Origin of the sequence: Halomonas sp. GT (assembly GCF_002082565.1) — a bacterium.
In the GTDB taxonomy this organism is placed as follows: Bacteria; Pseudomonadota; Gammaproteobacteria; order Pseudomonadales; family Halomonadaceae; genus Vreelandella.
On record NZ_CP020562.1, the window covers coordinates 2,135,891 to 2,154,635 of the forward strand.

Here is an 18,745-nt window from a genome sequence, read left to right on the forward strand (position 1 = left end):
CACGGCGGGGTTCTTTTATTTGACAATACCCCACCCACCTCTAACGGTCGTTAAAATCATGCTACCATCAGCGCCTTTATCCGGCAGCTGTAGGTCTTCATTACCGTGCTCTCCAATATTCGCATCGTACTAGTGCAAACCTTCCACCCAGGCAACATTGGCGCTACTGCTCGCGCGATGAAAACCATGGGCTTATCCGAGCTCTTATTGGTTAATCCGCGCGCATTCCCAGATGACGAAGCAACTCGCATGGCCGCAGGTGCAACAGATGTACTTGAAAATGCCCGGTGTGTAAGCACCCTTGAAGAAGCAGTTAGTGATTGCGTACAAGTGGTCGGTGCAAGCGCAAGGCTCCGCAGCCTGCCTCTCCCGCATTTCGATGAACCTGATGACATGGCGCAGCAGGTAATTGAGAACGCCGCACAAGCGCCGGTTGCACTCGTATTCGGGCGTGAGCGCTCAGGTCTCACCAACGACGAAATACGTTGCTGCACACACCAAGTCAGCATACCTGCCAACCCTGAATACGGTATTTTAAATCTATCACAGGCCGTGCAGATTTTAGCGTATGAAGTACACCGTGCTTGGCGGAAGCGCGATGATAGTCACTTCATGTACCAACGGCCACTTGAAGCCACGCCGCCCAGCCGCGAGCAGTTTGTGCACTTCCAAGAGCACCTTGGGCGGTTGATGCAGCAAAGTGGCTTTCTTACCCAGCCCCATGCCCGCACTGAAGAACAACTTCAGGCGTTGTTTTCCCGTGCTCAGCCCAACCGTAAGGAACTCTCCTTACTCCGCGGCCTACTGAGCGCTTTCGAGTCGCACCTACCTAGGCAATAATCAGGGTTTTAGCATAAAAAAGGGCAGCTAATGGCTGCCCTTTCTAGTTTCTAAACTGATCTTTAAAAAAGCAGTCGGTGAAAAAACACTTAAAGCGACATCGCTGCCAGCCACCCAAATGCAATCAGCGGTATATTGTAGTGCAGGAAGGTAGGCACCACGCTGTCCCACATATGATCATGCTGGCCATCAACATTTAGACCTGACGTTGGCCCCAGCGTGGAATCAGACGCTGGCGATCCCGCATCGCCCAGTGCAGCCGCCGTACCAACCAGTACAACCGTCGCCATTGGCGAGAAACCGAACTGCACCGCCAGCGGTACAAAAATCGCTGCGATAATGGGAATGGTTGAAAACGATGAGCCAATCCCCAGGGTAATAAACAAGCCTACCAGCAGCATAACAAACGCCGCTAAACCGCGGTTATCACCAAACAGTTCAAACGCACCTGTCACTAGCGACTCGATATCCCCTGTCGCCTTCATTACTTCTGCAAAGCCCGCTGCTGAAATCATGATGAAGCCGATCAACGCCATCATGCGCATACCACTGGTAAATAGATCGTCTGCTTCACGCCACTTAAAAATGCCGCCCAGCGAAAGCAAACCAATCCCCACTAGCCCACCAATAATCATAGAGCCGGTATAAAGCTGTAAACCTAATGCAGCCACAATAGCCACGCCCGACATCACCAACCCAAACGTATGAGGCTTTGCAGGCGAATGACCTTGGTGGGCATTAGTCGACACTAGATCTTTATTAGTATATTCACGCTGCCCACGGTAGCTGAAAAAAAGTGCTACGAGCAAGCCAATCGCCATTCCGCCTACCGGAATAGCCATTGCCATGGGCACCATTCCCCGCGTAATTTCTAAGCCCAGTGACTCGCCGGCGCTATTTAAATTTGCCAGTAGAATATCATTCAAAAAGATCGCGCCAAATCCTACAGGTAGCAGCATATACGGAGCGGTTAACCCAAAGGTGAGCGCACACGCCACCGCGCGGCGGTCAAGCTGGAGACGATTCATTACCACTAACAACGGCGGAATCAGCACTGGGATAAACGCTATATGCACCGGAATGGCGTTTTGTGATGAGATAGCCACTAAGAGCACTGCAACGAGCAAAAACACCTTTACCCGTGCTTGATGTGCCGCAGTCGCTTCTTTCCCCAACATCGTAATCAGGCGATTGGCCAACATATCGGGCAGCCCAGAACGGGAAATTGCCACCGCAAAGGCTCCCAACGTGGCATAAGCAAGGGCTACTTGCGCGCCTCCACCAACACCATCATTGAATGCACTGAGCGTTTCATCCAGTGACAGGCCGCCAACCAAGCCGCCAACCAGCGCACCTACAACCAGTGCAAACACCACGGATACCCGAGCAAGCGAAAGCGCCACCATGACTAGCACAGCAAGAATTACCGCGTTCATTAAGATTCCCAGTTAGATAAGTGAGTGAGCTTACAAAAGCTGGGGATTCTATCAGATCAGTGGTTTATCGGTAGCGGTAATGACAGTAGTAATCACCACGACATGACAGCACTCCACCCTCTCTACGGTCAGTGTTCCAAGTAATTACCCTGGCATCAGGTGCCAGAGTTAAGACGCTGATTAATCCTCGCTTTTGAGAAGCGCTAGGCAATCACTGGCTATCACTCGTTCTTCATCGGTTGGAATGACCCAAACGCCCACACGGCTACTCGGTGAAGAGATGCAACAGGCATCACGCGTATTGGCTTTTTCATCAAGTTGCATGCCCAACCACTCACACTGCACCACAATACGTGCACGCACGGATGCAGCATGCTCACCAATACCGGCGGTGAATACCAATTGATCAAGCCCGCCCAGCGCGCCAGCTAAGCTGGCGATTTCCCGCGCGGCGCGATAGCAGTAAAGCTCAACAGCCTCTTCGGCTTCAGGGGCATCACTTGCAAGCAGCTCGCGCATATCGCTACTGATCCCGGAGACACCAAGCAGTCCTGAACGCTTATATAAGAGCGTCGACACGTCCTCGACACTCATTCCTTCATGACTAATTAGGTGGAGCACCAACCCTGGGTCCAAAGCACCAGAGCGCGTGCCCATCGGCAATCCATCAAGCGCGGTAAACCCCATGGTTGAGGCTACGCTGACGCCATCGCAGATAGCACACATACTGGCACCATTACCTAAATGCGCCACCACCACCCGTGAACGGGGTGCATCGCTAGGTAAAACAGTGGGCAGCGTGCGCTGTATATAATCGTAGGAAAGGCCGTGGAAGCCGTAACGTATCAACCCCTTGGCAGTCAATTCCCGCGGCAGAGCAAACTGCCGAGCCACCCAGGGTTGATGAGCATGAAACGCGGTATCGAAACATGCGATCTGTGGCACATCTGGCAGTTGCGCCATCAGTAATTTGATAGGTGCAAGCCCATGAGGCTGATGCAGCGGTGCTAAGCTTAAAAATTTTTCCAACTCGACCACGTCATTAGCGCTTAACCTAACCGCCTCATGGTAAGTTTGGCCGCCATGAACAACGCGATGCCCAATGGCAACCAGGGTAGTTTTATCCTCACGCTGCTCAAGCCATGCCATCAACTTTGTGATGGCCTCTTCATGGTTTATTGCCGGGGTTAGCCCCAGTGCCTCCAGAGCTTGTAAACCATAGCGATGCGGGGGCTGCCCAGGTTCGCGATGCGCTAATGACACGCGACATTGCGACGTTGCCAAGCCCGAAAAATGGCCGCTGTAGGCGAGCGTCAACGCCTCCTGAGTTCCACCGGCAGCGCCTTCAGCAGTGATATGATAAAGAGCAAACTTGACGCTGGAAGAACCACTGTTAAGCACCAGTATTTCCTGCATGGTTATGCTCCTGAAGGGCTACTTAGTAGGCTCCGGCGCTGATAGTCAGCTAGTAGTAACGCTAATGCACTGGATGCCATACGCGTCAATGCATCATCCGCGCGGCTTGTCAGCATGATCGGTACCCTAGCGCCGACGACAACGCCCGCCCCCGTTGCATCCGCTAGGTGAGTAAGTTGCTTCATCAACATATTGGCTGCTTCAAGATCTGGCGCGAGTAGGATGTCGGCGCGCCCTGCCACTGGCGAAACAATACCTTTGGTTCTTGCCGCCGCTTCTGAGACGGCATTGTCGAAAGCCAGCGGCCCATCTAAGGTGCCACCGCTAATCTGGCCACGTTCAGCCATCTTACACAGGGCCGCCGCATCAATCGTAGACGTGATTTTGGGATTGACGGTCTCGACAGCAGATAGAATCGCCACACGGGGATTGTCGTTACCCAACGCGTGAGCCAACTCAATCGCGTTTTGAACAATATCGCGTTTTTCAGCCAGCTTCGGATAGATATTGATCGCCGCATCCGTGATCAACAATGGTCGCGGGTAGGTTGGCACATCAAAGGCCATCACATGACTTAGGCACCGCTCGGTACGCAACCCGGTCTCGCGCTTAAGCACTTCACGTAAAAGCTCATCGGTGTGCAGCGCGCCTTTCATCAACGCACCTACGCGGCCCTGACGTGCTAATGCCACCGCTTGTTCAGCAGCCGCGTGACTGTGGGGAACATCCACTAGCTCAAATGCGCTGATATCCACCTCGGCTTTTTCAGCAGCGAGCTGTATTTTCCCTTTGGGCCCAACCAGCACAGGAATAATTAAACCTTGCGCCGCTGATTCAACCGCTCCACAAATGGCGCTTTGGTCTACCGGATGAACGACTGCGGTAGGCATTGGCTCTGGATGATCGGCAGCGGTTAAAATCTCATGCAACCTACCACGCTCGGTTAAACGCACTTTGGGCAGCAACGCGCGAGGCCGCTGAATTTTTTTAATCGGTGCCAATACGCTAGCGTCACCTTCAATGACCGTATCACCGCGTTGATTTTCGCAGCGGCAGGCAAAGGTGATCCTATGATGCTGATCATCTTTTTCGATAGCCCGCACGGATACCCGCAGTACATCCCCCAGCCTTACAGGTGCCTTAAACTGCAACGACTGGGTAAGATAGACCGTGCCCGGTCCGGGCAGCTGGGTTCCCAGCACAGTGGATATCAGCGCGCCGCCCCACATGCCATGAGCAATGACTTCCTGAAAACGGCTGCTCTTAGCAAAGTCGCTGTCGACGTGTGACGGATTAATGTCACCTGACATCACAGCAAACAGTTTGATGTCCTCCATGGTCAGGCGTTTTTCTAGGTGGGCTTCATCACCGACCGTTATTTCGTCATAGGTGCGATTTTCAATTAGATCATTAGCGTCATTGGCCGACATCGAGTGACTCCTTTAAACCACGTCCTTAAACTAGGAAACTTCCTTAATCACCCATACGTTAGAAGCGAATATGGTGGCCTGCATCTACGTAGTGGGTTAATCCCGTCAGTGATGCTCCAGCATCAGAGGCGAGATAAACGACAGCATTGCCGACATCCTGCACGCTGGCCAGGCGACGTAATGGTGAGCGCGTTTCGCCGTCATAGGCCAACTCGTCAAACGCCTTAAGTCCAGATGCTGCCCGTGTACGGATAGCGCCAGGTGATACTGCATGAACACGGATACCTTGAGGACCAAGCTCGGCAGCCATATAGCGCGTGGCAGACTCCAATGCAGCTTTCACAGGGCCCATTAAGTTGTAGTTATCAACGACCTTTTCGGCTCCGTAGTACGTCATGTTGAACAGAGATCCGCCCTCTTTCATCAACGGCTCGGCATGCTTGGCCATGCGAATAAAGGAGTGACAGGAGATATCCATAGCGAGTGCAAACCCCTCTTTGGAGCAGTCAACTACTCGACCATGTAAGTCATTAAGGGGGGCATAGGCAATCGAGTGGACGACAAAGTCTAGCCGGCCCCAGCGCTTGCGCGCACGAGCGAATAACGCATCCAACTGATCATCGTGTAGCACATCACACAGCATGAGTTCCGGCTCTCCCATGTCGCCTACCAGCGGTGTCACAAACTTTTCGGCATTGGGAGAAGCGTAGGTCACTAAGCACTCAGCACCAGCGTAATGCAGCGCTTGAGCACAGCCAAAAGCGATACTGTCTTGATTAGCAAGGCCCGCAACAATCCCGACCTTGCCTTGCATGGAAAAAGGGTTCAGCACCAATGACCTCCTACTAATCAATTATGAAAAATAAGCCTACACCAACAAATGAAGAGGTTCGTCGGTATAACCCACACTCACCTGTCTAAACTTAAGCATTATTTATGTCGTTTAAGCGTCGCTAACAAACCCGGACCATGTGCGACATAAGCTTACGACTTTAGTCAAACCGCACTTGCTGCTTTGCAACATACTACCTAGTATGCCGCCCTCAACTTATTACCGACACTGCTAATTTAAGGATACATTTTTACTAGCACTTTTTAACCATGTTGCTAACCATGCTGTTTTTAAAGTCATCGCTTTAACAACCACGTCTTCAAACACGCCGTTTTAATCATATTTTGGGAGCCTGTATGGGCATGCTAGCGATCATTATTTCCTTAATGCTATTGATGTTTTTTGCTTATCGGGGTATCTCCGTCTTGTTACTTGCCCCACTTATGGCATCACTGGCGGTGTTACTATCAGGCGATGTGGCTTTTCTGCTACCGATCTACACCGACACCTTCATGAAAGCGCTTGGCAACTACGTTATTCAGTTCTTTCCGTTATTTCTATTAGGAGCACTGTTTGGCCAATTAATGGCGGATTCGGGAGCAGCGCAGTCAATCTCAAATGGCATCGTTAATCGGCTCGGCACCCATCACGTGGTACTGACTGTCGTTATTGCCTGTGCGGTGCTGACCTATGGCGGGGTATCACTCTTTGTTGTCGCCTTCGCTATTTATCCCATTAGTCGTGAGTTATTTCGCCAAGCAAATGTACCTAAGCGCTTAATACCCGCGTCTATTGCGCTGGGATCTTTCACGTTTACCATGACAGCATTACCCGGCACCCCTTCAATTCAAAATGCTATTCCCATTCCTTACTTTGGTACGAACAGCTTTGCTGCACCAGGGCTAGGGGTTATTGCGGGAGTGATTATGCTGGGTTTAGGTATTTTCTACCTTCAGACACGCGTTAAAAAAGCAGCGGCGTGTGGTGAAGGTTATGGCACGCACACAGAGCGAGAAGCAGAACCCACTGATGATGCTGACACATCGCCAACCATGGCACTGCCTATTGCGTTGATTCCACTGGCAATGGTGATCGGTCTTAACGCGCTATTTACTTACGGCATCTTCCCAGCAATGGATCTTAGCTTTATCAGCGACGCCTTCGAAAACGTAACGCCTAGCAGACAAACAGGGTTATGGGCCATTTTAATTGCTCTACTCAGTGCCTCAACATGGTTAATTATTACTCGCTGGCGGTACTGGCAGGATCTAAAGGCAACGGTAAATCAAGGGTGTTTCGGCTCACTTCTTCCCATCTTCAATACTGCTTCTGAAGTGGGTTACGGAGCGGTTATCGCAACCCTGGCAGGGTTCGCCATCATTCGTGACGCCGTACTCAACGTCTCTCCAGGTAATCCACTGATATCCGAAGCCATGGCCATGAGCGTACTCGCAGGTATTACAGGGTCTTCATCGGGCGGACTTTCCATAGCTCTACAGACTCTTGGCAGCGAATATCTGGCAATGGCAGAACAGGCGGGCATCAGCCCAGAGCTCATGCATCGGGTAGCGACCCTTGCAGCAGGCGGTATGGATACGTTACCCCACTCTGGCGCAGTGATTACGCTGCTGGCTATCTGTGGGCTAACCCACCGCCAGTCTTACGCCAATGTGGCAATGGTCACTATTGTGCTGCCTATCGCAGCGCTGATCAGTGTCATTACACTTGGTACGCTATTTGGAAGCTTCTAAAGATAGGTAACCCGTGAGATAGTTAGTTAACGCGTTAACAAACTACATAATAAGGGACGTAAAATGGTATTGCCGCGACATCGCACACTACTCTTTATCGTGCTAGCAAGCTTGGTTATTTCCACTGCTATGGGTCTTCGACATGGTTTTGGGCTTTTCCTTGAGCCGATGAGCAGCGATTTCGGCTGGGGACGCGGCGTGTTTGCATTTGCCCTTGCGGTTCAAAACCTTATTTGGGGGCTCTCACAGCCTTTCACCGGTGCGCTGGCTGACCGTTTTGGAGCGGCGAGAATCATTGTCGTAGGGGCCATTTTGTATGTGACGGGACTGTGCTTTATGAGCCTTTCCACCAGCGCACTAGGCATGACGCTAAGCGCTGGATTCCTCATTGGCCTAGGTCTATCTGGCACTACATTTTCAGTAATTTTGGGCGCAGTGGGACGCGCAGTAGCTCCCGAAAAACGCAGTATGGCGATGGGCATTGTGAGTGCCGCTGGCTCTTTTGGACAATTCGCGATGTTACCCGGCACACTGGGACTAATTGAGTGGCTTGGCTGGTCAGCAGCTCTTCTAGCTATGGGGGCCATTGCTGCGCTGATGATCCCTCTGGGGGCGATGTTAAAAGACCGTCCAAGTCCTAACGCGCTGGGCGATTTAAGCTTACGCGACGCACTCAATGAGGCGGTCGGCCAGAAAGGGTTTTGGCTACTGTGCCTCGGGTTTTTCGTTTGCGGCTTCCAAGTTGTATTTATTGCGGTCCATCTGCCTGGGTATTTATTTGATAATGGACTGGCCGTTCAGGTGGGTACCACTGTGTTGGCACTGGTTGGCTTGTTTAACATTGTGGGTACCTACACGGCAGGATGGATGGGAGGAATTTGGTCAAAACCGCGTCTACTAAGCTGGTTATACTTAATTCGCGGCGCGATAATTGCCGCTTTTGTCATGTTGCCGCTGACCACTACTAGTGCCTATGTATTCGGTATCGCCATGGGCCTACTATGGCTTTCAACCGTGCCGTTAACCAATGGCATTGTGGCGTCTGTATTTGGTGTTCGCCATTTATCCATGCTGGGCGGCATTGTATTCTTATTTCATCAGTTAGGATCATTTATGGGTGTCTGGCTCGGAGGGTATCTCTATGATCTCACTGGGCATTATGACACTGTCTGGAAAATTGCCATTGTGCTCTCATTGGTCGCTGCTGGTCTGCACTGGTTTATTAGCGAAAAGCCATTGGCACGAAACATTGCTCCTCAGGTGATCTCATGAAGCAACTAACAGCGCTTGCACTGTTAATCGTATTAGCAACGCTACTGCTGGGTGGAGCGGCGCTAGCCTGGTGGGGCTGGCACTCTTTAGATGACTCCCTGCTGCTATTTGGCAGCAGGCTTTGCTGAGAAGCCCAAAATCCTGAGCTGAGTCACGCTGGTCACTATTTTTTTACTTTACACTAGCCGCTTAAAGGCACGCTTACTAGACACCCGCCAATTCATAACAACTATTTATAAGCCCCGGTGAAAATAAACGCTCAATGAATATCGTTACCTCGCTAGCACACCAGCTTAAAGACAGCCTTAGAGACCTATTACCTGTTGTCCTGGTTATGGGCTTTTTTCAGATTGTCGTCATACGCCAGCCGCTACCCGATTCACTCGCCCTTTTAGATCTAGTGCTAGGGCTCGTGTTTGTTGTAATGGGACTGACTTTATTTATCAAAGGCCTCGAACTAGGGCTTTTCCCACTAGGCGAAAATCTAGCACGCGCTTTTGTGCAAAAGGGATCGGTATTTTGGCTGCTGCTATTTGCGTTTGCGCTTGGTTTTGGTTCAACCGTTGCTGAGCCGGCACTTATTGCAGTCGCTGCCCGCGCAGGCGAAGTGGTCTCAGAAAGTGGCTTAATTGCGAATACCAGCGATGCTCAGGTTTCTTTCGCTTTTACCCTTCGTATGGTGGTGGCCGTTTCTGTTGGCACTGCAGTCGTTGTCGGTGTATTGAGAATCTTCAAAGGCTGGCCTCTTCACCTGATGATTATTGGCGGCTATATCATTGTCTTATTGCTGACACTGGTGGCTCCTAGCGAGTTAATCGGTATTGCTTATGATTCCGGCGGTGTTACCACATCAACCATTACTGTTCCGCTCGTTACGGCGCTAGGCGTGGGGCTCGCATCGACGATTAAAGGACGAAACCCAATGTTGGATGGCTTTGGCCTTATTGCGTTTGCATCAGTCATGCCCATCATTTTCGTGCTGTTATTTGGAATTTTTGGCCTCAATTTAGTCGCAGGGAATTCTTGATGAATTTAATCACGACCTTTTGGGACACTCTGCGAGACATTCTGCCCATCGCTGCCATTATTTTTGGCTTTCAGTACATTGTAATTCGCAAACCCATTAAGCGCTTACCGCAAGTGTTGGCTGGCTTTTTCATGGTTTGGGTTGGGCTATCACTCTTTCTTGTGGGGCTTGAGCAGGCGCTATTCCCTATGGGGGAATTAATGGCTACACAGTTAACTAATTATGATTTCTTACCCGCTGTTACAGAAGGCGCTCAGCGGCACTGGAGTGATTACTACTGGGTATATATATTTGCTTTTGCGATTGGTGCGAGCACAACCATTGCTGAGCCGTCGCTTATTGCTGTATCTATCAAAGCTGGCGAAATTTCGGGTGGAACAATAAATCCATTTATGCTGCGCCTTGCTGTGGCGCTAGGCATGGCATTTGGTATCACTCTCGGTGTATGGCGTATTGTGATGGGTTGGCCACTTCAATGGTTTGTTTTCGCTGCTTATTGTTTGGTCATAGTGCAAACTTTGCGCTCGCCCAAGTCAATTATTCCCCTTGCTTTTGATTCGGGCGGCGTTACTACCTCGACCATAACCGTGCCCATTATTGCAGCACTAGGGTTGGGGCTGGCGTCATCAATACCCGGCCGAAGCGCGCTGATGGATGGCTTTGGCATGATTGCTCTAGCCTGCTTGTTTCCCATCATTACAGTAATGGGATACGCACAGATTGCTCAGTGGAAAGATAAACGCAAGCAACCCACTAACAACCAATTTGATAGCAAAGCTCCGTCGTCTATTAAAGGAGATGAAAATGCGCTTTAAACTAATTGTAGCGTTAGTCGAGGATGAACTAAGCGACGATATTCTTCAGGCCGCTCGCGATGCCGGTGCTACAGGTGCGACGGTGATCAATAACGCACGCGGTGAGGGCCTCAAAAAAGCACGGGGTATTTTCGGCATGGAAATTACGGCTCAGCGAGATGTGTTGCTTTTTTTAGCTGAAGAGCACATCAGCCGTCATATTCTTCAAGCCATTGCTGATGTTGGTGAGTTTGATGAAACATCCGGCACAGGCATTGCGTTTCAGATTGATGTGGAGGATGCCTTAGGGGTTACGCATCAAATCAAATCTCTTTCTGAAACGCTAAATCAGCCTTTAGGGTAAGGAGCTTAAAATGTCGAACGCCAAAGCCAATATGACAGAGCGCACGGTAAAGGATGTCATGCATTCTCACTATGTAACGACGGATGGTTTATTAACGGTTGCGGATAGTATTACTTTAATGCGCCAACACAAGGCCAGCGTCATCATCATCAATAGGCGTACGGAGCACGACGAATTAGGCATCGTTTTACCCTCTGATATCGCTAAGAAAGTACTCGCACCTAACCGCCCTGCCGAACGTATCAATCTGTATGAAATTATGAGCAAACCTGTTGTTAGCGTTCGCCCTGAGATGAATGTCCGCTACTGCGCTCGGCTTTTTGACCAGTTTGGCTTATCACTCGCGCCTGTTGTTAATGCAAACCAAGAAGTACTCGGCATCGTTGATTACCACCAAATGGTACTAGGATGGCTGACTAACCCTTGAAATGGCCAATCCTACGATGACGCCATAAACGCATTAATACGCCGTGCCTGGGTGAAAACAACAGCGCTAGGAAAAAGCAGCAGGTCGCTACTAGCACAATGGTGCCACCAGAAGCTACGTCCAGCGCAAACGAAAGCCATAGCCCAAGCACAGCGGAACCAACGCCCACTGCCATTGAAATTATCAGCATTGTTTTAAAACGGTCGGTTAGCAGGTGGGCTGTTGCCCCAGGCGTAATCAGCATCGCCACCACCAGAATAATCCCGACGGTTTCCAGGCTAGCAACAATGGTAAGCGTTAGTAACAAAATCAGCCCATAGTGAATGACACCCGTATTAAAACCGAGTGCTTGCGCCTGCGTTGGGTCGAAGGCATATAGCATTAATGGCCTGAAAGCGAGCCACACCACTAATAGAGCAACAATGCTTGCCGCCAGGGTAAGTAATAACGCCGACTGCTGAACACCCAGTACATTCCCAAATAAGATATGCATCAAATGGGTACTGGAGGCAATTTTACTAATCAGTACGATGCCAAGCGCAAAAGCCCCTGTAAACATAATGCCCATGGCCGCATCTGACTTAATTCGAGTGTGGCGCTCAATGGCCCCTATTCCTAACGACGTTAACGCTCCCGTTACGAATGCACCAATAAAGAAAGGCAGCCCAACCAAATAAGCGATGGCAACACCGGGAAGCACCGCATGAGAAATTGCATCACCCAACAGCGACCAACGCTTCAGCACGACATAGCATGAGAGCATGCCACAGATAGCCCCCACCATCATCGACGTTAGTAACGCTCGCTGCATAAACGCATACTGAAACGCATCAGAAATGCTGTCTGGGAGGAGATTAACGGGCACCATAAGCGCTGCAATCAACCCACTGACGACGGCGCTACTTAACGTATCTAACGGTTGTAACATCTCTATTGTGCCCATTACTTATGTGCCATCGCAGTATCTTTAACATGACGGGAATAGTTGTTTACTGACTGCTCAATGGAACTGACGGCTAGTTCAGCAAGCTTCGTATCATTCAGCATCTCGTCTGGGGACCCTTCACCACGAATAAAGCGGTTAATCAGTACCACATGGTCCACATAACGACGTGCGCCCGGCATATCATGGGTGACCATCACGATGGTCCTGCCGGCTTCACGCTCGCGTTTTAATACATCCAAAATAAGCTGCTCACTAGGTGGATCAACCCCCGCCAAAGGCTCATCCAGCAAAAGGATTCGTGCGTCTTGAGCCAGTGCTCTAGCCAGCAAAACACGTTTCTTTTGGCCGCCAGAGAGTGCCCCAATAGGGCGTTCCGCCAGCGCCAGCATATCGACATCGCTTAACGCTTTCTGAACGGCTTGGTGATGGCGGGCAGACTGCCAACGAGCAGGTAACAGCTGCCGCCACAAAGGATCTTGGCGCATGTGGCCATAACGCGCGCTCATGACGGTGTCTCTAACTGAGATAGGAAAATCCCACTCAATCGCTTCGCGCTGGGCCATATACGCAATACTGCCCGCCTTACGATGGCGTTCAATCGCTTCACCAAACGCTTCTATATGCCCCCGGAGCGGCTTCATGCTACCCGTCAAAATATGAAACAGTGTCGACTTGCCCGCACCATTCGGCCCAACAATGGCGGTCCATTGGCCAGCAGGAAACGCTAGACAAATATCTTCCAAAACAGGCTGGCGCTGATAGGCTGCATAAAGCCCCTTTACTTCAATCGCAGCGTTCTTACCTGTATCTGACGTGGTCATATAAACCTACTCGATTGCCAAGTAACGACGCAGTAGCTCCACGTTATGGCGTTGCATTGAAAAGTAATCGGCAGCTTCACCATCCGGCTCACTTAATGAGTCAACGTAAAGCGGGCCCGCAACAGGCAACCCTGTATCACGAGCAATACTGGTCACATGTCGATCTGAAATGGTGCTTTCCCAAAAAAGGGCCGCTGGTTGACGTTCGTTGATCATGTCAATCACCCGCATCAGCTGCCGAGGAGAGCCTTCCGTTTCAGCATTGGTTCCCCAGATACCATCGTGCTCAAAGTGGTAAGCATCCGAAAAATAAAGAAACGCCGCTTCGCTTGAAAGCAGCACCCGGCGCTCTTCTGGAATCACTTCAAGTGCTTCTTGTAGCTCAACGTGTAGCTCATGGAGTTGATTCTCAAGCTCCGCAGCACGCTGCTGAATAGTGTCCGCTTTGTGCGGCAAGCTATCTTCAAGCACGTTGGCAATTGCCTGCACGTAAGCACCCGCTGCACGAGGATCCATCCATAAATGGGGATCAACATCGCCTTCCATTTCCCCCGTTACGATAGATTGGGTGGGGTACTCTGACGCTTCAGCAACCGCCACAATGGGCACATTGTCAGGAACCGTCGCTTCAACTTGACGCATCCATTGCTCCAACTGATAGCCGTTGTAAAACACGACATCGGCATCTTCTAACGCGGCAAAGTTATCGGGTGTTAACTCCCATTCATGCACCTCCGCATTCACAGGGGTAAGCACGGTTACGTTGGCATCATCCCCCGCCACTTTCTTAACCAAATCACCCAACACAGAAAATGTGACCGCCACATTGATAGGTGCCTGATTCAACTCTTCCGCCTGTGCAGAGGTCACAAAGCCTGAAACGGCTAAGGAGGCACTTAGCATTAACCAGCCATACTGCTTGGTCATTATTTCTTTCTCCTGTGCTAGGATCCCAATAAGTACAACTGTAGCTCAACAAAAAAGCTTTATGCAAATAGTTTAGCCTTGGCTAACAATTATCTAAAAAAATGAGCTACCATCACCAATTAACGTTTCCACTAACCTTGATAAACTTTGCCAATGAGTGAATACCAACAGCAACACTCTCCTACCGCATACGGCCAAGATGGAGATGCGCTACCTCCCGTGGAACAGCATGCACAGCAGTATGAGGCGGTGCGTAATGCCCACGAAACGGAACTGATCGAAGATTATGTCGAGTTAATAGGCGACTTATTACGCCACCGTGGAGAAGCGCGCGCAGCGGATATTGCTACGCGAATGGCTGTTAGCCAAGCTACCGTCTCAAAAATGATTCGCCGCCTGAATGAGCTGGGTCTAGTGACAAGCAAGCCCTATCGCTCGCTCTTCTTGACCGAAGAAGGTCAAAAAATGGCCGAAACTTCCCGGACGCGTCACGATGTAGTGCTGCATTTCTTGCGTGCTCTTGGAGTTGATGACAGCACAGCGCGCATTGATGCAGAGGGCATGGAACATCATGTTAGTGATAAAACGCTCACTATAATGCAGCGCTTCACCGAGCAACAGCGAACATAATTACCCTACTGAATTCACTTTATTGGCACCGCTGAGAGGCGATTCACTTGGGCTATATGCCCGTTCCAGATCATCTCAATATGAGTGGTCTGGATAATATCCTGGACGAACTTTGGCGTCATTAACGCCCAGCAAGTGGCACCTGGTTGCCGAACCGAATGATAACGCAGACCAGTACATTGCTCTTTGCGAATCTCTCTGCCTAACGTGCGCGCTGCTCGATAATCGTCGGCATCATAAATGACATGGGACGGTTGAAGCACTAAGCCATCACGACATGCTATTTCATCAAACATGCACTTAAGCCCGCGGAAGATAAACCGTTCAAAATGTAACGATGATACGTTTTTCCAATAGATTTCCTGATGGTGCCTCACTTCACTGATTGCCGTTGGTAATGCATCCGCAATATAAAGCACACCAAAGCTGCCGTCGCTAAAGCGGGAACCTTCGGGATTAACGTGGGTAAAAGGCGCTGTCGCATAAGAGCATCCACGGATACCAAAGGGAATTTGGTTGTGAGGAATGAGCCCTAAATCGCCAGCCTCGTTGCGAAGCCTTGGATTCGTCAGCGCCTGTAGGGCATAAAGCGCTTCAAACTCATCTAAGCTCGCAACATCGTCAAACAGCTCAATGGGAGGAAATTTACTGTTGACTAAGCGATACCCCACCACCTCTTTCGATTTACAAAGGGGCAGCGAACCTTCGCTTATTCCCGCCGAGCCTACCACTGGGCGCCTCGCAAGCTATCAATACGCTTAAATGTTTCATAAAGTGCTGCGAAATCCCCAGTACCAATCACCTCAAGAGGCGTGCGCCCGTTAAAGTAAGCATTGTGATTTGCCATGGATACAAACCCGTAAACATTATCAGGGTTTTCAAACAGCATTCGTAGTGCCGCATGAATATTAAGCAAATAACTAATTCTCGCCAATTGGTCACTGTCTAACTTGATCTCAGCCAAATCTCCCCGCCGCGCTCGGGCATAGCTACTGTGAGAGACGCGTAGAATAGATTCGCCCTGCTCACCTGTCGCCCGCCATTTATCCAAAATACGCACAGCGGCTTTCAAACCAGCCGCAGCGGCGACCTTGTCCTGAATAACATTGCTGGCTGTCTGCATAAGCACCTCGCACTTTCCTGCACCTTTCTACCCACAACTACTAAATTATAGAATATGTGCCTGCAAATAACCAATCTGCAAATACATATCTATAAATATTATATCTGTAAATACTGTATCTACAAACATAGTTTAGTTGAAAGGACGATCCACCACATTGCGCAACCTTACACTTATCAGGCACCTACACGTCAGCCGTTATTCCCCATCACTTTTGCTGGCATACCAAGACGGCCTATTCCAGGCAGCTTTATAGCAGGACGCATGAAATCAATGCCCGCGCTCAGTCCCAGCAGGTTAATTTCCACCCCCTCTTCAAGCGCAAACATAATACCCACAACACCACCAAGGGACAGCTGATAGCCAGACCCACTGGGCGCGGTGGTAGCTACACCATTAAACAAATAATCTTTACCTATCGCGGTTGTCGGCAAAGCAACGTCTAAACCGTCAACTTCTCTTATTACCCAAGCAATAAAACTATTGCTATTAGGGCCTGGCCATACCCGGTAAAGTTCTGCTTGCGGATAGCGCGCAACAGCGTCAGCAATTCTGGGGATCAAGCGTGACGCCTCAGCACCGCGGTAATCAGCCAGCAGTTCAGGTAAATGACCAAACCAAGCTCTGTCAGGAATATCTATTGACGAGACAACGGTTGGCCGACGCCAGCTCAACACCTGATGAAGACGATAGTCCGCTGCTCCCTCTACTTTCGTCGCTATCCATATATGAACACCAAACGCTCCGCGCCAGTTATAAGCACGGGCGGCATACACCTGTACAACGGCCTCTTGAACCTGCATAGGGTCCGGTGCCAAACCTGCTGAAGAGCGATCAAGAGACGACCAGTGTCCGTCGGTATTCACTTGATTACTCGCTAGTATCCAAACAGGCCCAGCAAGCAGCAGTGCTAATAACGCGACTAGCCCAAACAGCCAGCGCAATAGGGTTTTCATGGCAGTATCCAGAACAGTACGAAACTTTTTATACCCTTGGGTAACGGCATATCGCAAGGCGCCATATCAACGATATCCGATAATAGAAAACCCATTTAAACGTCTCCCATATTTAATAAGAAGTAACCCTCAACGACCACTCTAGGGCTTATTGCATTAATGAATAATTATTAAATCGACTAAAGTCTACTATCAATAGATTTTCGTAGCGCTACGATATGCAAATCGTAGCGCTACGAAATAGACAACAACAACATCTCTCATCAGCAAAGGATCGACGTTATGGTTTTCTACTTCAGGACCTTACCTATTGCAGCTGCCGTCGCGCTGGCGACTGCTTCGTTTTCACTTCAAGCAAACGAGACGTCGGTTGAAGCAAGGCTTGCTGAGTTAGAACGTCAGCTAGAAGCTACCCGCGCAGAGCTAGCGGCACAAAACACAAGCTCGCCTGTGGCAGACACTGAAACAAGAATTTCTGCCCTTGAACGTCGCGCCTCGGGGCAAGAGGGTTTATCACTCAGTGGTTACGCGCGCTCAGGATTACTTTTAAGTGATGAAGGAAAAAGCATCGGTGGTGGTCCTTATGTTACGCCGGCTGGGCCATTAGGCGGTGCAGTGGGCCGCTTAGGTAATGAACCTGACACCTATGTCAACGCAATGTTTAACTTACGCCGTCTGCATGATAATGGCGCAACCTCGCTGTTCCGGGTTGCGATTGCTGATTCGGTGACAACGAGTAATGATTGGACTTCAGAAGAGTCACAACTCAACGTTAGGCAAGTGTATGTTGAGCTGGATAATCTACCCAGTTTCACAGGTGCTTTCGAAGATGCTTCTATTTGGGCAGGTAAACGCATTGACCGCGATACCTTTGACATACATTGGCTAGATACGGACGTTGTATTTTTAGCTGGTACGGGTGCCGGTATTTACGACATGAACTTCGGTGACAACTGGCGTTCAAATTTCGCGCTATATGGCCGCAGTTTTAGTGACTTCCCCGTCGGTGAACGCGACGACCCGGGTACCGGCGATACTGATAGTTTGACACTGAGCAGTAATAATTACGTCGGTAATTGGCAGTTCATGGTGAATGCCATTTCCGCGGCTGACAACGATGACCGCTTAATAGAAAACGGCGATACGGCTGCCAATAGCGGTGCTCATGGGATGGTTGCCTACCATGGAGATTCTTTCTTTGGCCTATCAGAAGGTAATTTTAAAGTGGCCTTATTACATGGCCAGGGACTGGGCGCCGAGGTTAAGCGAATAGGCGCCAATGGCGATCTATTAGACGATGCACAAGCGACTCGGCTTGCGCTATATGGCACTACCTACCTGTCTCCCAACTGGCGTTTAGCACCATCAATACTTGCAGAAGTAAGCGATGACCGCTTTGCAGAAGGTGATAACTATCGTTGGGCAACAGTGAACGCCCGGTTAGCCAACGAAATCACTAGCAACTTTGAAATGCAGTATGAGCTCAGCTATCAATTTATGGATCTTGATCCAGCTGGCTATAAAGGACGCAACGCTGTCAGCGGAAATTTTGGTAAAGCGACGATCGCGCCCACCTTTAAACCTGACGTAGGCGGCTTTTGGAAACGGCCAGAAATTCGTTTATTTGCTTCCTATACTGACTGGAGTGAAGAGCTCAACCGTTATGACAGCAATGATGCCTTTGGTACTGACACCTTCACTGGCGGCCAGTGGAGCTTTGGGGTACAAGCGGAAACATGGTTTTAGGCCTTTT

Annotated in this window: 20 protein-coding genes; 10 read left to right on the forward strand and 10 right to left on the reverse strand. The window is 50.1% G+C overall.

All coding sequences use genetic code 11. The features are described 5' to 3' along the window. Positions 1-105 precede the first annotated feature (105 nt). Entirely contained in the window at positions 106-840 is a 735-nt protein-coding gene (locus tag B6A39_RS10060) for an RNA methyltransferase (protein WP_083004899.1), read from the forward strand. 89 nt (positions 841-929) lie between these two features. Here the strand turns inward: B6A39_RS10060 and B6A39_RS10065 are convergent, their stop codons facing one another. The 4 genes from B6A39_RS10065 to fabI all read right to left on the reverse strand — a co-directional run bounded on the left by B6A39_RS10065 (position 930) and on the right by fabI (position 5,954). Next, positions 930-2,276 carry a Na+/H+ antiporter family protein gene (locus B6A39_RS10065; RefSeq protein WP_083004902.1) on the reverse strand — a complete coding sequence of 449 codons (1,347 nt, stop codon included), beginning with the start codon at positions 2,274-2,276 and terminating at the stop codon, positions 930-932. 180 nt (positions 2,277-2,456) lie between these two features. After that, the gene (locus B6A39_RS10070; protein WP_083004905.1) at positions 2,457-3,692 is read right to left on the reverse strand and encodes an acetate/propionate family kinase; all 1,236 of its coding nucleotides are present in this window, start codon (positions 3,690-3,692) and stop codon (positions 2,457-2,459) included. Positions 3,693-3,694: 2 nt separating this feature from the next. Further along, positions 3,695-5,122, reverse strand: a complete 1,428-nt coding sequence (locus tag B6A39_RS10075; protein WP_083004908.1) for a bifunctional enoyl-CoA hydratase/phosphate acetyltransferase — start codon at positions 5,120-5,122, stop codon at positions 3,695-3,697. 58 nt (positions 5,123-5,180) lie between these two features. After that, the gene (gene fabI / locus B6A39_RS10080; RefSeq protein WP_083004911.1) at positions 5,181-5,954 is read right to left on the reverse strand and encodes an enoyl-ACP reductase FabI; all 774 of its coding nucleotides are present in this window, start codon (positions 5,952-5,954) and stop codon (positions 5,181-5,183) included. A gap of 356 nt (positions 5,955-6,310) precedes the next feature. Between fabI and B6A39_RS10085 the strand changes: the two genes are divergently transcribed. From B6A39_RS10085 to B6A39_RS10110, 7 genes are all read left to right on the forward strand, one after another. Next, positions 6,311-7,705 carry a GntP family permease gene (locus B6A39_RS10085; RefSeq protein WP_083004914.1) on the forward strand — a complete coding sequence of 465 codons (1,395 nt, stop codon included), beginning with the start codon at positions 6,311-6,313 and terminating at the stop codon, positions 7,703-7,705. Positions 7,706-7,768: 63 nt separating this feature from the next. After that, a complete protein-coding gene (locus B6A39_RS10090; protein ID WP_083004917.1) occupies positions 7,769-8,977 on the forward strand; it encodes an MFS transporter in 1,209 nt (402 codons plus the stop codon). Next, a complete protein-coding gene (locus tag B6A39_RS19145) occupies positions 8,974-9,105 on the forward strand; it encodes a hypothetical protein (protein ID WP_269747918.1) in 132 nt (43 codons plus the stop codon). The genes B6A39_RS10090 and B6A39_RS19145 overlap by 4 nt, the downstream gene beginning before the upstream one ends. A 134-nt stretch (positions 9,106-9,239) precedes the next feature. Further along, entirely contained in the window at positions 9,240-10,004 is a 765-nt protein-coding gene (locus tag B6A39_RS10095; protein WP_083004919.1) for a DUF1538 domain-containing protein, read from the forward strand. After that, complete coding sequence (gene umpB / locus B6A39_RS10100; RefSeq protein WP_083004920.1) at positions 10,004-10,819, forward strand: Na,Li,K/H(+) antiporter subunit UmpB; 816 nt, start codon at positions 10,004-10,006, stop codon at positions 10,817-10,819. Before B6A39_RS10095 ends, umpB begins: the two co-directional genes overlap by 1 nt. After that, positions 10,809-11,162, forward strand: coding sequence for a P-II family nitrogen regulator (locus B6A39_RS10105; RefSeq protein ID WP_083004922.1), 354 nt, complete (start codon positions 10,809-10,811; stop codon positions 11,160-11,162). The genes umpB and B6A39_RS10105 overlap by 11 nt, the downstream gene beginning before the upstream one ends. 10 nt (positions 11,163-11,172) lie before the next feature. Continuing rightward, positions 11,173-11,589 carry a CBS domain-containing protein gene (locus B6A39_RS10110; protein WP_232318690.1) on the forward strand — a complete coding sequence of 139 codons (417 nt, stop codon included), beginning with the start codon at positions 11,173-11,175 and terminating at the stop codon, positions 11,587-11,589. Here the strand turns inward: B6A39_RS10110 and B6A39_RS10115 are convergent. The 3 genes from B6A39_RS10115 to B6A39_RS10125 are packed head-to-tail and all read right to left on the reverse strand — an operon-like array spanning position 11,579 to position 14,283. Further along, positions 11,579-12,517, reverse strand: coding sequence for a metal ABC transporter permease (locus B6A39_RS10115; protein ID WP_332308440.1), 939 nt, complete (start codon positions 12,515-12,517; stop codon positions 11,579-11,581). The genes B6A39_RS10110 and B6A39_RS10115 overlap by 11 nt on opposite strands. Before the next feature lie 14 nt (positions 12,518-12,531). After that, positions 12,532-13,356 carry a metal ABC transporter ATP-binding protein gene (locus B6A39_RS10120; protein WP_083004926.1) on the reverse strand — a complete coding sequence of 275 codons (825 nt, stop codon included), beginning with the start codon at positions 13,354-13,356 and terminating at the stop codon, positions 12,532-12,534. Between the two features lie 6 nt (positions 13,357-13,362). Further along, positions 13,363-14,283 (reverse strand): metal ABC transporter substrate-binding protein, encoded by a 921-nt coding sequence (locus B6A39_RS10125; RefSeq protein WP_083004927.1) that lies wholly within the window; start codon positions 14,281-14,283, stop codon positions 13,363-13,365. A 153-nt stretch (positions 14,284-14,436) separates the two neighbouring features. On the opposite strand from B6A39_RS10125, the gene mntR reads away from it, so the two are divergent. After that, entirely contained in the window at positions 14,437-14,913 is a 477-nt protein-coding gene (gene mntR, locus B6A39_RS10130; RefSeq protein ID WP_083004928.1) for a manganese-binding transcriptional regulator MntR, read from the forward strand. A gap of 14 nt (positions 14,914-14,927) precedes the next feature. On the opposite strand, the gene B6A39_RS10135 is transcribed toward mntR, so the two are convergent. From B6A39_RS10135 to B6A39_RS10145, 3 genes are all read right to left on the reverse strand, one after another. Then, on the reverse strand, positions 14,928-15,644 hold the full coding sequence (locus B6A39_RS10135; RefSeq protein ID WP_083004929.1) for an RES family NAD+ phosphorylase: 717 nt from the start codon (positions 15,642-15,644) through the stop codon (positions 14,928-14,930). Continuing rightward, on the reverse strand, positions 15,638-16,036 hold the full coding sequence (locus tag B6A39_RS10140; protein WP_083007887.1) for an antitoxin Xre-like helix-turn-helix domain-containing protein: 399 nt from the start codon (positions 16,034-16,036) through the stop codon (positions 15,638-15,640). The genes B6A39_RS10135 and B6A39_RS10140 overlap by 7 nt, the downstream gene beginning before the upstream one ends. Before the next feature lie 191 nt (positions 16,037-16,227). Beyond that, positions 16,228-16,992: a DUF3750 domain-containing protein gene (locus tag B6A39_RS10145; RefSeq protein ID WP_083004931.1), complete on the reverse strand. Its 765-nt coding sequence runs from the start codon at positions 16,990-16,992 to the stop codon at positions 16,228-16,230. A 282-nt stretch (positions 16,993-17,274) separates the two neighbouring features. On the opposite strand from B6A39_RS10145, the gene B6A39_RS10150 reads away from it, so the two are divergent. Then, entirely contained in the window at positions 17,275-18,738 is a 1,464-nt protein-coding gene (locus B6A39_RS10150) for a carbohydrate porin (protein ID WP_083004935.1), read from the forward strand. The last annotated feature ends 7 nt before the right edge of the window (positions 18,739-18,745 follow it).

Coding starts and splice junctions, on each gene's coding strand:
- B6A39_RS10105 (WP_083004922.1), top strand. CDS start 10,809: ATGCGCTTTAAACTAATTGTAGCGTTAGTCGAGGATGAACTAAGCGAC.
- B6A39_RS10140 (WP_083007887.1), bottom strand. CDS start 16,036: ATGCAGACAGCCAGCAATGTTATTCAGGACAAGGTCGCCGCTGCGGCT.
- B6A39_RS10090 (WP_083004917.1), top strand. CDS start 7,769: ATGGTATTGCCGCGACATCGCACACTACTCTTTATCGTGCTAGCAAGC.
- B6A39_RS19145 (WP_269747918.1), top strand. CDS start 8,974: ATGAAGCAACTAACAGCGCTTGCACTGTTAATCGTATTAGCAACGCTA.
- B6A39_RS10120 (WP_083004926.1), bottom strand. CDS start 13,356: ATGACCACGTCAGATACAGGTAAGAACGCTGCGATTGAAGTAAAGGGG.
- B6A39_RS10095 (WP_083004919.1), top strand. CDS start 9,240: ATGAATATCGTTACCTCGCTAGCACACCAGCTTAAAGACAGCCTTAGA.
- B6A39_RS10115 (WP_332308440.1), bottom strand. CDS start 12,517: ATGTTACAACCGTTAGATACGTTAAGTAGCGCCGTCGTCAGTGGGTTG.
- mntR (WP_083004928.1), top strand. CDS start 14,437: ATGAGTGAATACCAACAGCAACACTCTCCTACCGCATACGGCCAAGAT.
- B6A39_RS10075 (WP_083004908.1), bottom strand. CDS start 5,122: ATGTCGGCCAATGACGCTAATGATCTAATTGAAAATCGCACCTATGAC.
- B6A39_RS10150 (WP_083004935.1), top strand. CDS start 17,275: ATGGTTTTCTACTTCAGGACCTTACCTATTGCAGCTGCCGTCGCGCTG.
- B6A39_RS10145 (WP_083004931.1), bottom strand. CDS start 16,992: ATGAAAACCCTATTGCGCTGGCTGTTTGGGCTAGTCGCGTTATTAGCA.
- B6A39_RS10085 (WP_083004914.1), top strand. CDS start 6,311: ATGGGCATGCTAGCGATCATTATTTCCTTAATGCTATTGATGTTTTTT.
- B6A39_RS10110 (WP_232318690.1), top strand. CDS start 11,173: ATGTCGAACGCCAAAGCCAATATGACAGAGCGCACGGTAAAGGATGTC.
- B6A39_RS10125 (WP_083004927.1), bottom strand. CDS start 14,283: ATGACCAAGCAGTATGGCTGGTTAATGCTAAGTGCCTCCTTAGCCGTT.
- B6A39_RS10065 (WP_083004902.1), bottom strand. CDS start 2,276: ATGAACGCGGTAATTCTTGCTGTGCTAGTCATGGTGGCGCTTTCGCTT.
- B6A39_RS10070 (WP_083004905.1), bottom strand. CDS start 3,692: ATGCAGGAAATACTGGTGCTTAACAGTGGTTCTTCCAGCGTCAAGTTT.
- umpB (WP_083004920.1), top strand. CDS start 10,004: ATGAATTTAATCACGACCTTTTGGGACACTCTGCGAGACATTCTGCCC.